We start from the raw sequence: 14,121 nt of genomic DNA on the forward strand, positions 1-14,121 counted from the left end.
GCCAAGCGTCCCGCCGGCATTTTCTTTTCCACCTCAGTGAAAGTCCCGGCTGGCAGGGATGATGCGGACATCGCGCGGGTGGCGATGGCTTCGCCTTGGTGGTCCCTTGCGGTCCGGAATGGGGCGGTGCACCTCGTCGGCGCGGGCGATCGCGCCCTTGAGCGGGTCGAACTGGGCATCTTCGGAAAGCAGGTGCAGGTCACTGGTCAGGTCGATCAGCTGGTTGGCCACGATGTGGGTGACATTGTCGGCCGTCTGGACGCGTCCATTCACCAGCATGATCCGCGCGCCCATCAGTGTCGGCCTGTAGACCTCTCCCACACGTGGCCAGATGACCAGATTGGCGATGCCCGTTTCATCCTCGAGGGTTACGAAATAGACCCCGCTTGCCGAGCCTGGTCTCTGGCGAACCAGGACCACACCGGCGGTTCGGACGCGCGCGCCATTGCGCAGCCCGTTGGCTTCGACCGTCGTCTTGAGGCCGAGGGTCCTGTAGCGTTCTCTCAGGAAGCTCATCGGATGCTCCTTAAGCGACAGGCGGGTCATCTGATAATCCTGAAGGACATGCTCAGACGCCGGCATCCGGGGCAGGGTGACCGGCATTTCAGCCTGTTGTTCGCTGGCATCGGCGGCAGCAAAGAGAGGCAGCGGTTTTCCCCGCGTCTCGCCGCGCACCGCCCAGAGCGCTTCGCGCCGGTCCATACCGATTGAGCCGAAGGCATCGGCCGCGGCGAGCTGTTCAAGCGCCCGCCGGCCAATCCCGGTACGGCGGCGGATATCTTCGGGATGCTCATAGCCGGACCCGCGCGCTTTCATCAGCGCTTCCATCTCATCCTCGCGCAGGCCTTCGACCTGGCGAAAACCCAGCCGGACGGCGCAGAAGCCGTTCTTTCCATCAGGCTCCAAAATGTTGTCCCAGTCAGAGAGGTTCACATCGACGGGCCGAACCTCCACCCCATGTTCCTGCGCGTCGCGAACGATCTGGGCCGGTGCGTAAAACCCCATGGGCTGGCTGTTCAGAAGCGCAGCGCAGAAGACGTCGGGATGATGCTTCTTCAGCCAGGAGGAAACATAGACGAGCAGGGCGAAGGAGGCGGCATGGCTTTCAGGAAAGCCATACTCGCCAAAGCCCTTCACCTGGTCGAAACAGCGATGGGCAAAGGCCGGATCATAGCCCCGCGCGATCATGCGCGAGACCATCATCTCCTCGTAATTCTGGATTGTTCCGACCTTCCGGAAAGTCGCCATGGCGCGGCGCAGGCCATTGGCTTCGTCGGCGGTAAAGCAGGCCGCGTCGATGGATATCTGCATCGCCTGCTCCTGGAAAAGCGGGACGCCAAGGGTGCGTTTCAGGATCTTCTCCAACTCGTCCGGTGGCCCGAACTCCGGCGCTGGGCTTGGATAGGAGACGCTTTCCAGCCCCTTGCGGCGGCGAAGATAGGGATGAACCATGTCGCCCTGGATCGGCCCGGGGCGGACAATCGCGACTTCGATGACAAGATCATAGAAGGTACGCGGGCGAAGGCGCGGCAGCATGTTCATCTGCGCGCGGCTTTCGACCTGGAAGACACCGAGACTGTCGCCCTCGCAGAGCATGTCATAGGTCGCCTCGTCGCCTTGCGGGATGGAGGCGAGATCGTGCTCTATCCCCTTGTGCAGCTTCAGGAAGTCGAACGCCTTGCGGATACAGGTCAGCATGCCAAGCGCGAGCACGTCGACCTTCATGATGTTGAGGGCGGAGATGTCATCCTTGTCCCATTCGATGAAGGTGCGCTCATCCATGGCGGCATTTCCGATGGGCACGGTTTCGGTGAGGAGGCCCTGTGTCAAGACGAACCCTCCGACATGCTGGGACAAGTGCCGCGGGAAGCCGATGAGTTGCCGGGTGAGGATGATGGCGCGGCGGACCATCGGATTGTCCGGATCAAGGCCTGCCTCGCGGATTTGCCTTGCATTGATTTCAGAGCCCCAGGCCCCCCAGACCGTTCCGGCAAGGGCAGAGGAAATGTCTTCTGAAAGGCCGAGCGCCTTGCAGACTTCGCGGACAGCCGAGCGCGGCCGGTAACAGATGACGGTTGCCGTCAATGCGGCGCGCTGGCGGCCATACCGGCGGTAAACGTACTGGATGACTTCCTCGCGCCGCTCATGCTCGAAGTCGACATCGATGTCCGGCGGCTCTTTACGCTCCTTGGAGAGGAAGCGCTCGAAGAGAAGGCTGGTCACGCTGGGGTCGACGCTGGTAATGCCGATACAATAACAGACGGCCGAGTTTGCCGCAGAGCCGCGCCCCTGGCAGAGGATGCCCTCACTGCGGGCCCAGGCGACAATGTCATGCACGGTCAGGAAATAGGGGGCGTAATCCAGCCCCGCGATCAGCTCCAGTTCCTTTTTGAGGGCCTTGCGAACGCCATCCGGGACGCCGGCCGGATAGCGCCAGTCGGCCCCGGCCCAGGTGAGGTCCTCAAGGTGTTGCTGGGGTGTCTTTCCCGGCGGCACCGGCTCGTCGGGATAGTGATAGGACAGCTCATCAAGGCTGAAGCGGCAGCGGTCCAGTATGTCCACCGTGCGCTGGATGGCCGGTTCGAAGCCCTTGAACAGGCGCGCCATTTCAGTGGGCGGCTTGAGGTGTCGCTCGCTATTCGCTTCGAGGCGGTAACCGGCTTGCTCAATGCTGCAATGCTCACGGATGCAGGTGACGACATCCTGAAGTGGTCGGCGCTCTGGGTGGTGATAGAGGACATCATTGATGGCGACGATCGGGACGCCAATGCGGGCCGCCTGATCGGCCAGCCGGGCAATGCGCTCGCGGTCTCGTCCCCTGAACCGGAAATTGACCCCTAAATAGACTGCATTCGGCCTGTTTTCGGCCAGGCGTTCGAGCAGGGCGAAGAAGTCCTCGTCCGGCTTTTCGGGGGGGAGAAAGATGAAGATCTGCCCGTCCGATGCGCGGAGAATATCTTCGACATGGATGAGACAGTCGCCCTTTTCAGCGCGCAGTTTTCCTTCGCTCAGCAGTTTTGAAAGCCGCCCATAGGCTGCCCGGTCTGTCGGGTAGCAGAGCATTTCCGGGCCATCTGCCGGTACAAGGCGTGCGCCGACTGCCAGGCGCAGCCCATGTTCCTTTGCCGCGAGGTGGGCCCGCACGACACCAGCCAGCGTGTTGCGGTCGGCGACCCCGATCCCGTCCAGGCCGAGGCTGACGGCCTGCAGCACTAATTCCTCTGCATGGCTGGCCCCGTGCAGGAAGGAAAAATTCGTCGTGACGGCGAGTTCGGCATACCGGGTCATGCAAACAGCCCCTGCACGAACCAGTCAGGCGCCCCGCCCCGCCCATCTTCATACAGCCCATCGCGATAGAGCCAGTAACGTCGTCCAGCCTCATCCTCGACGCGGTAATAATCGCGCGCGCGGGGCAGGTGCGTGATCGGCGTGCTGTCCTCGTTGGCGTTGAGGCTGCGGCGAAATTCGGCGATGAGGTCAAAATCCGCGCGCTTGTCGAGCTTGGGCGAGAGCCACTGGCGCGAGGCCCCTTCCGGGCTGTGGTTCTGAGGTGGGGCTGTATGTTTCCACCATTCCGGATTGATCCGTTCAGGGCCGTCTGCACGGACAACACGCCGGATCACGCGCCGCCAGACGAAGCGCAGCGGCGGACCATCCGGCACCTCGGCCATCACCTTGACCCGCTCGGGCCGCTGCAGAAGCCGTAGCGGACGGGGGCCGGACTTGGGGTTTGGAGGCGCAGACGGGGCGAGGGCGCCCTCAAAGTCTTCGCGCCGTTCCGCAAGTTCAGGAATATGGCTTTCAACGGGACGGCGGATGCTGACAGCGCCCGCTCCAAGCTTTGCGGTGATACGGTCTGCAAGCGCCGAAAGGGCGACCTCGTCCGTATTGCTGGCAGCAAGATCGCCGGACAGGGCTGCAGCGCTGGTCTGCATGAGGCCGGTGCGATGAGCCTCCAGCAGGAGGAGGTCAATTCCGAAGCCGGGGTCGATCCGGTCAATCTTCTCGCTGAAGAGCCGCAGGATATGTCTGGGCGTGCGCACCGGCTGCGATGTTGTGATGTCGATAGCCGTGTTCGTTCCATCTGCGCGGAAGGCAGAAAGCACGAAGTGGCGCGCCCCCTGTCCGAAGGCAGTGAGGTCATCGCAGAGTTCGGCGGCAAGTTTCTCCAGCCCGATCTGAATGGCTTCGCTGGTGGCGATGGGGTCCGGGCAGGCAAGACGCACCGATTTGGCCGGGGTGGGACGTAGCGGATCAAGCGGTTCATGGCGAAACCCAAGCGCCTGGTCCAGCCGGTGGAGGACCCTGTCCGCGGCGCTTTTCGACTGGAAACGACGGGCAAGCGCCTTGCGGTCAATGCCATAGAGCTGGCCGATGCGTGTAAGGCCGAAACGGCGCAGGAGGAGCGTTGCCTCACCGGAAAGACGCAGGGCCGAGACAGGGATATCCACGAGACCGTCAGCTTCTTTTCCATCGGGCAGAATGGTGCCTGGCGCTGCGCGTGAAAGGGCCTTGGCCGCGCCCGGTGTGCTGGCGAGACCGGGCTGGAAAGGGATTGCATTGGCTTCGAGCAGGGCTCCGATCGCTGCGACCATTTCCTTTTCCCCGCCATGCAGGTGATCACAGCCCGTCGTCTCAAGCATGAGGGCGTCCGTGCCATCAATTGCGACGAGCGGGCTGAACCGGATCATCCAGTGGGCGAGCCTCTCCAGCGCGCGGGCATCAGCAGCCCGGTCAATCTCTTCGCAGGCAAGGTCCGGGATGCGGGCCCTGGCATCGGTGAATGCCAGGCCGGCTGTCACGCCAGCCTTCTCGGCGAGACTGTTTGCAGCGGCAATGCGAAGGCCGGAAGGACCGGCTTCTGTCAGGGCGAAGGGACGGCGTGGCTCAGCCGGTGCGCCGGAGCGGGAGAATGTCTGCCGGGACAGTCTCTCCCGGCGAAGGCGCGTCAGCGGCCAGTCCGGAAACCACAGTGAGAGATAGCGTTTCATCATCGAGTTCCACATCGAATGAGTGGTCGGCCATGTGCGGGGCTTGTCTTGAGCGTTCGAGCGTGGCCTGCCAGCGCGGATTGCCGGGGGCTTTGCGGTCATAGCGATTGGGGGCTGAGGGCCGGGGCGCAAGGCGCCATCGCGCCGTCGAAGCCGTTGCCCCTTCGCGGGTGTAGGGCATCAGCAGGATGACCGGGATGCCATGCCGGCTGGAGGCGAGCGCCAGGCGGCGGCTGGCGGTGAAGTCCATGTCGGCAAGCTCACCAATGACGAGGCCCGCCGCTGCAGACCGGATGGCTTCCTCAATCGCCCAGAGCGTGTCTGGAAGCTTGCGCGTCGAGACATGGAGCAGGTCATCCCGTTCGCGCCGCAAACTCCGCAGTCCGGCCTCAAGAAGATGACCATGATTGGTGAGGAGGCCGGACTGGCTGACCCAGACGGTTGCGCCTCTCCTTGGCGGGGCGGCACCAAGTGCAAACCCTGTCAGGGCCGGCATGTCCCCGAAATTTTTTTCGCAGACTTCATGTACGCCCGAACTGCCCAGACCAAGCGGGAAACTGGCCGGTTGGCGCGGCTTGGAAGCCTGCCCGAGCCGAAAGACGCCGGGGGTCTGGAGAGCGGGTGTTGATGCCATTTGTTCATTATTTGTTCTCATGGCAAAAAGAGTCAATCGGGGAAGCGGACTCTTTTTGTGGGGGGCTGTGAAATCACCCGGTTGCACGCCGGGAAAATTATGTTCTACATATGTTCCAGGCAGAAAGCTACTCCATGACGAAGAAGACGATCATCCAGAAACTTTCCATTCTCGCCGATGCTGCAAAATATGATGCCTCCTGCGCCTCATCGGGGACATCGAAGAGAAACTCGGTTGGCAAAAGCGGCATCGGTTCGACAGAAGGCATGGGGATTTGTCATGCCTATGCGCCGGATGGCCGGTGCATCTCGCTTCTGAAAATCCTGCTGACCAATTTCTGTATCTATGACTGTCGCTATTGCGTGAACCGGTCCTCCTCGAATGTGGAGCGGGCGCGGTTCACGCCCGAGGAAGTCGTCTCGCTTACGCTGGATTTCTACAAGCGGAACTATATTGAAGGCCTGTTCCTGTCGTCGGGGATTATCCGATCTCCCGACTATACGATGGAGCAGCTGGTCGAAGTCGCAAGAAGCCTGCGCGAGGATCATGGGTTTCGCGGCTATATCCACCTCAAGACCATCGCTGAGGCCGATCCGGCATTGATCGATGCCGCCGGACGACACGCCGACCGACTGTCGGTAAATGTCGAGCTGCCGACCGATGAAAGTCTTTCTTCCTATGCGCCGGAAAAGACGGGGCAGACGATCCGGAAAGCGATGGCAGATGTGAAATCGGGTATTGATGATCGCAAGGACGCCGCGAAGAGCCGTCTCATCAAAAAGGCAAGACCTCCAGGCTTCGCGCCGGGTGGTCAGTCGACCCAGATGATCGTCGGGGCAGACGGAACCAATGACGCGACCATTCTGACGACGTCATCCAGGCTCTATGCGGGGTATGGCCTGAAGCGGGTCTACTATTCGGCGTATAGCCCAGTGCCTGACGCCTCGTCTGACCTTCCGCCGATCAAGCCGCCGCTCATCCGTGAACACCGGCTCTACCAGGCAGACTGGATGTGCCGCTTCTACGGCTTTGAGGCCAGCGAAGTGGTAAGCGCTACAACCGATGGCATGCTCGACCTTTCCATTGACCCGAAGCTTGCCTGGGCATTGGCCAACCGGGCTCATTTCCCGGTGGATGTGAACAGGGCGTCGCGGCGTGACTTGCTACGAGTTCCCGGCCTTGGACCAAAGACGGTGAAGCGGATCATCGCGGCGCGCCGACATGGGCGGTTGCGACTGGATGGGCTCGCGAAACTCACCCGCTCGATCAGGACCGCGCTGCCATTTATCGTCGCCGCAGACTGGAGTCCTGGCGGCCTCACCGATGAGGCGGGCCTCAGGCAGCGTTTTACGCCCCCGCCAGAGCAGTTGAGCCTGTTCGCATGATCGAGGTGGAGCTGCAGTCCGAGACAGATTTCGAGGGATGGCGCGTCGCCGCGCGAAAACTATGCGCGGCGCAGATCAGACCGGCGCAGATCAGCTGGCGATTGCCGGGGCAGGCCGGATCGCTGTTCGGCGGTGACAGTAGGCTCGACCAACTCGAACCGGTCCGTGAGGTGAGGGCGACGAAACCATTTCTGGACCTTGCAAGGAAGATCGTCTGTTACAGGGATGAACAGCGATTTGACCGTTTGTACTCAGCGCTCTTCAAACTGCAGTCGGCGCCGCACATCCTTTCCCATCGCCTCGACGCAGACACCGACTGGCTGATGAGCGCGCAAAAGGCGATCCGCCGTGACATTCACAAGATGCATGCCTTTGTCCGCTTCCGCAAAGCCGGTGAAAGCGTGGACGGGCGCGAGCATTATGCCGCCTGGTTTGAACCGACCCACCGGATCACCACGCTTGGTGCACCTTTCTTCAGGCGCCGCTTTCCAAACATGAACTGGGTCATCGTGACACCGGAGGCGAGCGCGATGTGGGACGGAAGCGACCTTACATATGGGCCCGGTGGCCGGCGCGAGGATGTGCCTTCTGACGATTCCGTCGAAGACCAGTGGAAGACGTATTTTCAGGCCATCTTCAATCCAGCCCGTCTGAAGGTTTCGGCGATGACATCCGAAATGCCGAAGAAATACTGGAAGAACATGCCTGAGGCGGCGCTCATTCCGGACATGATCGCGAGTGCGCAGGCCCGCACGCGGCAGATGCAGGATGAGGCGGTGACCGCGCCAACTCTTCTTTCGTCCCGCCTGGCCGAGCGCCATCAGGCACAGCGACAGGGACCTGAAACACCCCAGACGCTCGAAGAGGCACGCAAGGCGATCCTTCACTGCACGCGCTGTTCGCTGCACTGTCACGCCTCACAGCCTGTGTTTGGCGAAGGCCCGGCCAGGGCGCGGATAATGATTGTCGGAGAACAGCCCGGCGATCAGGAGGATATTGCGGGAAAGCCCTTCGTCGGCCCCGCCGGAAAGGTGCTGGATGGCGCTTTGGAACAGGCCGGGATCGAGCGCAGCGCGGTCTATGTCACAAATGCCGTGAAACATTTCAAGTTCACGCCGCGCGGAAAGCGGCGCATGCACGCCAAACCGAACGCTGGAGAGATTGATCATTGTCGCTGGTGGCTGGACCTTGAGCGCGCGCAGGTCGATCCGGCGGTTACGGTGGCGCTCGGCGCGACGGCGTTGCGGGGTGTGCTGGGCAAGTCGGTGAAGGTGGGGGACGTGCGTGGAACGGTGATCGATCTCGGAAACCGGGGGCAGCTGGTTCCGACAATCCACCCATCCTATCTGCTGCGCCTGCCCGACAAGGGTCTGCGGGCGGAGCAGGAAGCCATGTTCATAGATGATCTTGCACGCGCGGCCAGACTGGCCGCCTAGGCGCGCTCGAACCCGGCAAGGGCAAGGGAGGGGCAGGGGATTGCTGCCGGGTCGGTTGTTTTCACGTCACGGGAAAATGCGTGCTGAACGCTTTCCAGATCGAGATCTTCCATCGCGTCATAGGTGTTGAGATAGACGTTACCAGAGAGTTCTTCCAGGAAGTGAGAGCGATTGAGCCGGTCCATGACGGGCCCCTTGATCTCTGACAGGTGTAAGGTGACGCTGGCATCCCTGAGGCGTTCATTGATTGCTTCGAGACTTTCGAGGCCGCTCGCATCGATCCGGTTCACAGCGGGGCACATCAGGACAAGGTGTTCGAGATCCGGCCGGTTGCTGATGACACAGTATACTGTGTCTTCGAGGAAGCGGGCATTGGCAAAATACAGGCTTTCATCGATGCGGATGATCAGCGCCTTGTCTGAAATGACGACGGCGTGGCGGTTCACATTGCGAAAATGGTGTGTGCCTGGCACCTGGCCGACAAGCGCGAAATGCGGACGGCTCGTATTGTAGAGATGCAGGAAGAGCGAAAGTGCGACGCCGGTTGTCACGCCAAGCTCGACGCCGGAGAAGAGCGTGACGAGGATCGTCGCGGCCATGGCGACGAAGTCGGATTTTGAGTAGGACCAGACCTGCCGGATGGCCTTAAGGTCAACCAGCGACAGCACAGCGACGATGATGGTTGCGGCGAGCACAGCTTGCGGCAGGTAGTAGAGATACGGCGTCAGGAAGACGGTTGCGAACGCAATGCCAATCGCAGTGAAGGCGCCGGCAGCGGGTGTTTCCGCGCCCGCATCGAAATTCACAGCGGAACGGGCAAGTCCGCCGGTGACAGGGTAGCCGGATGAAATGCCCGCCGCGAGGCTGGACGCGCCGAGGCCGATCAGTTCCTGGTTCGGGCTGATCCGCTGACGGCGCTTGGCGGCAAGCGTCTGGGCGACAGAGACAGATTCCACGAAACCGATGAGTGCAATCAGCGCAGCGGAGCCCAAGAGCTGCATCCAGATCTCTCGGTCAAAGGCCGGAACGCCAATGGTGGGAAGGTCGCGGGGGACCTCGCGGAGAATCTTCACGCCATCCTCCTGCAGCTGAAGGAGAGCGACGGCAAGGATGCTCGCGACAACAGCGAAGACAGGGCCCGTGCGCGTGATAATGGTGGCAGCTTTTTCGGGCAGGCCGACGGCTTTAAGCGCCGGCTTCATGTATTTCCGCGCGCCGAAGAGAAAGATGAGTGACGCGCCGCCGATGATCAGGGTCGGGATATTCGTCGCGCCAATATTCTGCCAGAGCGACACGACGATTTCGAACAGGTTGTGCCCGCCCGCACTGATACCGAGGATGTGTTTTAGCTGAGAGGCGGCGATGATGATGCCCGAGGCTGTGATGAAGCCCGAGACGACCGGGTGACTGAGGAAATTGGCGAGAAAGCCCATCCGCAGCAGGCCGAGCACGAGCAGGATCGCACCTGAGAGCAGGGCCAGGATGACAGCGGCCTGGATATATTCAGGCGAGCCTTGTGCGGCGATCTTCCCGGCGGCCGCGGCTGTCATCAGGGACAGGATCGCGACCGGGCCAACCGCAAGCGTCCGGCTGGTGCCGAAAATGGCATAGGCGATCAATGGCAGGATGGACGCGTAAAGGCCGACAACCGGCGGCAGCCCAGCCAACATGGCATAGGCGAGCGATTGCGGGATAAGCATGATCGTCACGATCACCGCCGCAATCAGGTCATTGACCAGTGTCTCGCGTCTGTATTCGCGCCCCCATTCGAGAATGGGGAAATATCTCGAAGCCCTGAACGCCATGCTCGCCCCTCCTGACCCTTATAACCGCTAAAGGGCGTTGATGGGGAGTTTCATGTAGCGCTGCCCATTGTCTTCAGGCTCGGGCAAGTTGCCCGCGCGCATGTTGATCTGCACCGATGGGAGGATGAGTTTCGGCATGTCGAGTGTGGCATCGCGGGCGGTGCGCATCTTCACGAAGTCCTCTTTCGAGATGCCGCCGCCGACATGGATGTTGTGGGCCTTCTCTTCCGCAATCGTGGTCTCGAACATGTAGGTGTCGCGGCCCTTCGCCTTGTAGTCGTGGCAGAGGAAGACGCGCGTTTCGCCGGGCAGGGCAAAGAGACGCTGGATGGAATCGTACAGCGTTCCGGCATCGCCGCCGGGAAAGTCGCAGCGGGCCGTGCCATAGTCCGGCGCGAAGATCGTGTCGCCGACAAAGACCGCATCGCCGATGAGGTGGCTCATGCAGGCAGGCGTATGACCGGGCGTGTGGATGGCTTGGGCCTCAATCGTGCCGACCTTGTATCTCTCGCCATCCTTGAACAGGTGATCAAACTGGCTGCCGTCCGTGTGGAAGCGCTGGTCCTCATTGAAAATTTTCGCGAAGACTTTCTGCACCGTCGAAATGTGCTCGCCAATGGCGGTGCGCCCGCCGAGCTGGCTTTTGACATAGGGCGCGGCAGTCAGATGGTCGGCATGGACATGGGTGTCGATGATCCAGTCAACAGAAAGGCCCTTTTCCTTCACGAAGGAGATTATCTTGTCCGCAGACACGGTTTTTGTGCGCCCTGAGGCCTGATCGAAATCGAGCAGGGAATCAATGATGGCGGCCACATTGTTGGTTGGGTCCCAGACGACATAGGAATAGGTATTGGTCGCGTCGTCGAAGAAGTGTCTGACTTCGAGCTGCGGCATGACATGCTCCTTTCGTTTGCCTGAGCGTGCAGTCTGTTTGGCCCTCGCTGGAGGGCCGCACCAGCCGATGATCCCCTTGTCATGCAGGGCGGCTGAGCCCAAGGCTTGTAATTTAGTATTTTATAAAATACAAGAATGAAATGCTTTCGCATGGTGACACTGGCCCTGCCGGTCACCTCATTCGATCTGGTCAGGAGCTCGATGGAAAACTTTACCCCCCTTTCGGCGATTATTGGCGGCGCGCTGATTGGCGTCTCGGCAGTTATGCTCATGGCGTTGAACGGGCGCATTGCGGGCATCAGTGGAATCTTTTCGGGCATTGCCACGGCGGGGCGCGGCGACCGGTCATGGCGGTTGAGTTTTGTGGCTGGTCTTGTCGCTGCACCACTGATCTTTGGGTTTGTGGCGGGCGAGATGCCGGCAATTGAGATAACGTCCAGCTGGCCGCTCATCATCATTGCGGGCTTGCTTGTCGGCTTTGGCACCCGGCTCGGGTCGGGCTGTACCAGTGGGCATGGCGTGTGCGGACTGTCTCGACTGTCGCTGCGTTCAATCATTTCCGTCGGCATTTTCATGATTGTTGGCGTCATTGCAGCCACCCTGATGCGTCATGTGTTCACGGGCGGAACGGGGAGTATGGGGTAATGCGAAATCTTGCTGCCTTGCTCGCCGGTCTGGTCTTCGGAGCCGGACTGGTGGTCTCGCAAATGATCAACCCGAAGAAGGTGCTGGACTTCCTGGATGTTGCAGGTGGCTGGGATCCGTCGCTTGGGCTCGTCATTGCAAGCGCCCTCGCGGTCACCGCAATCGGGTATCGCTTGGCATGGCGTGCGAGCAGGCCCGCTTTCGACGAGCGCTTCCAGGTGCCGACGAGCCGTACCCTCGACAAGCGCCTGATGATCGGTGCGGTGATGTTTGGTATCGGGTGGGGACTGGTGGGATTGTGTCCGGGACCGGCGCTGGCAGGTCTTAGTCTTGCTCACCCCTCTGTCTATGTTTTCGTTGCGGCCATGACGGTGGGTATGGCGCTGTTCGAAATCGCCCAGATCGTCCGATTGGCGATGAAAGGCAGCAGAACTTACAAGTAATCGTGGCCATATCGAGTTGCGGTTGCAGGTATAATCACTATCTCTGCGTGTGCCTGAACACGAATTGATGGCGGATAGAGGTTGGAATATTGAACCAGCTCACGGACATTCGGTCGATTTTCGGCCTAGAGAACAAGACCGAACGGGTCGGTGAAGTGGCAGACCTGCTGCGGGCCATGGCTTCGGAATCGCGGCTGAAAATACTGTGCCTGCTCAGCGAAGGCGAGCTTTCCGTGACTTCGCTGTCCGAGCAGACCGACCAAACGGCGTCTTCGGTTTCGCAGCACCTCACCAAGCTGCGCGCTGTTGGTCTGGTTGACAGCCGGCGGGACGCGCAGACGATCTATTACCGCGCCCGCGAAGGGATCGGCACGGAGCTTATGGACGTGCTCTGCAGGCATTTCATGCCGGTCGGCGACTAGGCCTTGCAAGCGTCGCAGCGTTGGAATCTCGACGTCAGGACGACACAAGCAGCGGGCCAGCGAGCCAGCTTGTCCAGGCTCCGAGTGCTAGCCACGGGCCGAAGGCCAAAGGCGTCTGTCCCGGTTCTCCCTCGGTTCTGGACCTCCCGGAAAGCAGCGCGAAAGTCAGCCCGAAGGCAGATGCAAAGAGCAATACTTCAGGCAGCCGCGTCCAGCCCAGCCATAGGCCCAGTCCTCCAAGCAGTTTCGCGTCGCCCCGGCCGAGCCCGTCTTGCCCGCGCAGCGCCTTGTAGGCGACCTCCACGCTGAACAGGATGAGAAAGCCTGCAAGACCACCGGCGAGGTGATGCAGCCAGTCGTCGCGCGCATGCAGGACAATAAAAGCTGCGCCAAGGACCACAAGAACGGCATTCATCGCGTCCGGAAGAATGAATACCCGCCAGTCAGTGATGGCGAGCGCCAGCAGAGTCCAGCCAATCAGGCAGGACAGGATGAAAATGCCTTCCGGCGCAAACAGCCAGGCGGTTACCGGTACGAACAGTCCAAGACCTTCTGCAACCACATGAAGGGTTCTTGCCTGTGCGCCACAGCGCGGACATCGGCCCTGGTGCATGACGGAGCTGACGGCAGGGAGGACTTCGAACCAGCGGTAGCTTGCGCCGCAATTCTGGCACTGGTCGGCGTCTTGGTGTCTGCCGTCAGCGTCGGGCCAAGCATATGACAGACGCGCAGCAAGGGCGCCGATGACAGGTCCAGCGAAGAAAAGGATGATCGCAAGTGCTATCATTCGAAGCGCCGGTTCTTCTTCGTGTTCAGGAATTGCCTGGATGCGGTCGATGTTCGTGCTTTGTGAGAGTTTGCGACCGGACCGTCAAAGCAATATCTGCCTGTGCTCTGCCCCACTGAGGTGGTCCACCGGTAATGTTAGTCCGGCGGTTTCCACGTAGCGGCGTTCATGCCGCTACATCCACACAGTAAGGCGGTATGAACGCCGCGGGCAAGATGGCCTGTGGCGCAGGCGGGCGGTAGCCCAGAGAGGAATGCGGCCGATCGGTGTTGTAGTGCCGTCTCCAAGTCTCGATCAGGATCTGGGCCTCCCTGAGATCAAAGAAGATTTCCCTCGCCAGCAACTCGTCGCGAAGCTTGGAATTGAAACTTTCGCAGTATCCGTTTTCCCATGGTGAACCCGGTTCGATATAGAGCGTCTTCACGCCGATCCGGCCAAGCCATTCGCGCAGGGCGGTGGCGATGAACTCGGGGCCATTATCGGAACGGATATGCTCCGGCGGGCCATGATGCACGAACAGTTCGCCCAGCGTGTCGAGCACATCACGGGAATTGAGCTTGCGTTCGACACGAATGGCGAGGCATTCGCGAGTGAACTCATCAATCACGTACAGCATACGGAACACCTTGCCGTCATGCGTGCGGTCCTGGACGAAGTCATACGACCAGACATGGCCCGT

12 protein-coding genes are annotated in these 14,121 nt (G+C 60.9%); 5 read left to right on the forward strand and 7 right to left on the reverse strand.

Annotated features, from left to right (window positions below):
• Positions 1 to 33 precede the first annotated feature (33 nt).
• Genes B8746_RS07960 through B8746_RS07970 form a run of 3 tightly spaced genes read right to left on the reverse strand, consistent with a single transcriptional unit; the run spans position 34 to position 5,625 of the window.
• The gene (locus B8746_RS07960; protein ID WP_084393084.1) at positions 34 to 3,288 is read right to left on the reverse strand and encodes an error-prone DNA polymerase; all 3,255 of its coding nucleotides are present in this window, start codon (positions 3,286 to 3,288) and stop codon (positions 34 to 36) included.
• Positions 3,285 to 4,991, reverse strand: coding sequence for a Y-family DNA polymerase (locus B8746_RS07965; protein ID WP_233124034.1), 1,707 nt, complete (start codon positions 4,989 to 4,991; stop codon positions 3,285 to 3,287). The genes B8746_RS07960 and B8746_RS07965 overlap by 4 nt, the downstream gene beginning before the upstream one ends.
• Positions 4,888 to 5,625: an ImuA family protein gene (locus tag B8746_RS07970; RefSeq protein ID WP_084393085.1), complete on the reverse strand. Its 738-nt coding sequence runs from the start codon at positions 5,623 to 5,625 to the stop codon at positions 4,888 to 4,890. The genes B8746_RS07965 and B8746_RS07970 overlap by 104 nt, the downstream gene beginning before the upstream one ends.
• 134 nt (positions 5,626 to 5,759) lie before the next feature.
• On the opposite strand from B8746_RS07970, the gene B8746_RS07975 reads away from it, so the two are divergent.
• Together B8746_RS07975 and B8746_RS07980 are read left to right on the forward strand one after the other, a co-directional pair.
• Positions 5,760 to 7,010 (forward strand): putative DNA modification/repair radical SAM protein, encoded by a 1,251-nt coding sequence (locus B8746_RS07975; protein WP_084393178.1) that lies wholly within the window; start codon positions 5,760 to 5,762, stop codon positions 7,008 to 7,010.
• Positions 7,007 to 8,446: a UdgX family uracil-DNA binding protein gene (locus B8746_RS07980; protein ID WP_084393086.1), complete on the forward strand. Its 1,440-nt coding sequence runs from the start codon at positions 7,007 to 7,009 to the stop codon at positions 8,444 to 8,446. The genes B8746_RS07975 and B8746_RS07980 overlap by 4 nt, the downstream gene beginning before the upstream one ends.
• Here the strand turns inward: B8746_RS07980 and B8746_RS07985 are convergent.
• Together B8746_RS07985 and B8746_RS07990 are read right to left on the reverse strand one after the other, a co-directional pair.
• A complete protein-coding gene (locus B8746_RS07985; protein WP_084393087.1) occupies positions 8,443 to 10,251 on the reverse strand; it encodes a SulP family inorganic anion transporter in 1,809 nt (602 codons plus the stop codon). The two genes, B8746_RS07980 and B8746_RS07985, sit on opposite strands and share 4 nt — an antisense overlap.
• A gap of 27 nt (positions 10,252 to 10,278) precedes the next feature.
• Positions 10,279 to 11,145, reverse strand: a complete 867-nt coding sequence (locus B8746_RS07990; RefSeq protein WP_084393088.1) for an MBL fold metallo-hydrolase — start codon at positions 11,143 to 11,145, stop codon at positions 10,279 to 10,281.
• 201 nt (positions 11,146 to 11,346) lie between these two features.
• Between B8746_RS07990 and B8746_RS07995 the strand changes: the two genes are divergently transcribed.
• From B8746_RS07995 to B8746_RS08005, 3 genes are all read left to right on the forward strand, one after another.
• Positions 11,347 to 11,790 carry a YeeE/YedE family protein gene (locus B8746_RS07995; protein ID WP_084393179.1) on the forward strand — a complete coding sequence of 148 codons (444 nt, stop codon included), beginning with the start codon at positions 11,347 to 11,349 and terminating at the stop codon, positions 11,788 to 11,790.
• Positions 11,790 to 12,233 carry a DUF6691 family protein gene (locus tag B8746_RS08000; protein ID WP_084393089.1) on the forward strand — a complete coding sequence of 148 codons (444 nt, stop codon included), beginning with the start codon at positions 11,790 to 11,792 and terminating at the stop codon, positions 12,231 to 12,233. The genes B8746_RS07995 and B8746_RS08000 overlap by 1 nt, the downstream gene beginning before the upstream one ends.
• A gap of 89 nt (positions 12,234 to 12,322) precedes the next feature.
• Positions 12,323 to 12,655 carry an ArsR/SmtB family transcription factor gene (locus tag B8746_RS08005; protein ID WP_233124039.1) on the forward strand — a complete coding sequence of 111 codons (333 nt, stop codon included), beginning with the start codon at positions 12,323 to 12,325 and terminating at the stop codon, positions 12,653 to 12,655.
• 34 nt (positions 12,656 to 12,689) lie between these two features.
• Here the strand turns inward: B8746_RS08005 and B8746_RS08010 are convergent, their stop codons facing one another.
• Both B8746_RS08010 and B8746_RS08015 read right to left on the reverse strand, forming a co-directional pair.
• Positions 12,690 to 13,442 (reverse strand): prepilin peptidase, encoded by a 753-nt coding sequence (locus B8746_RS08010; RefSeq protein ID WP_084393090.1) that lies wholly within the window; start codon positions 13,440 to 13,442, stop codon positions 12,690 to 12,692.
• 166 nt (positions 13,443 to 13,608) lie between these two features.
• Positions 13,609 to 14,121 (reverse strand): IS3 family transposase (locus tag B8746_RS08015; protein WP_143434554.1); only part of this gene is annotated, 513 nt, incomplete at its 5' end.

The organism is Henriciella pelagia, assembly GCF_002088945.1.
GTDB classification, from domain to species: domain Bacteria; phylum Pseudomonadota; class Alphaproteobacteria; order Caulobacterales; family Hyphomonadaceae; genus Henriciella; species Henriciella pelagia.

Bases quoted from the DNA above. Each gene is read 5' to 3' on its own strand.
- B8746_RS07960 (WP_084393084.1), bottom strand. From the start codon at position 3,288: ATGACCCGGTATGCCGAACTCGCCGTCACGACGAATTTTTCCTTCCTG.
- B8746_RS07965 (WP_233124034.1), bottom strand. From the start codon at position 4,991: ATGAAACGCTATCTCTCACTGTGGTTTCCGGACTGGCCGCTGACGCGC.
- B8746_RS07970 (WP_084393085.1), bottom strand. From the start codon at position 5,625: ATGGCATCAACACCCGCTCTCCAGACCCCCGGCGTCTTTCGGCTCGGG.
- B8746_RS07975 (WP_084393178.1), top strand. From the start codon at position 5,760: ATGACGAAGAAGACGATCATCCAGAAACTTTCCATTCTCGCCGATGCT.
- B8746_RS07980 (WP_084393086.1), top strand. From the start codon at position 7,007: ATGATCGAGGTGGAGCTGCAGTCCGAGACAGATTTCGAGGGATGGCGC.
- B8746_RS07985 (WP_084393087.1), bottom strand. From the start codon at position 10,251: ATGGCGTTCAGGGCTTCGAGATATTTCCCCATTCTCGAATGGGGGCGC.
- B8746_RS07990 (WP_084393088.1), bottom strand. From the start codon at position 11,145: ATGCCGCAGCTCGAAGTCAGACACTTCTTCGACGACGCGACCAATACC.
- B8746_RS07995 (WP_084393179.1), top strand. From the start codon at position 11,347: ATGGAAAACTTTACCCCCCTTTCGGCGATTATTGGCGGCGCGCTGATT.
- B8746_RS08000 (WP_084393089.1), top strand. From the start codon at position 11,790: ATGCGAAATCTTGCTGCCTTGCTCGCCGGTCTGGTCTTCGGAGCCGGA.
- B8746_RS08010 (WP_084393090.1), bottom strand. From the start codon at position 13,442: ATGATAGCACTTGCGATCATCCTTTTCTTCGCTGGACCTGTCATCGGC.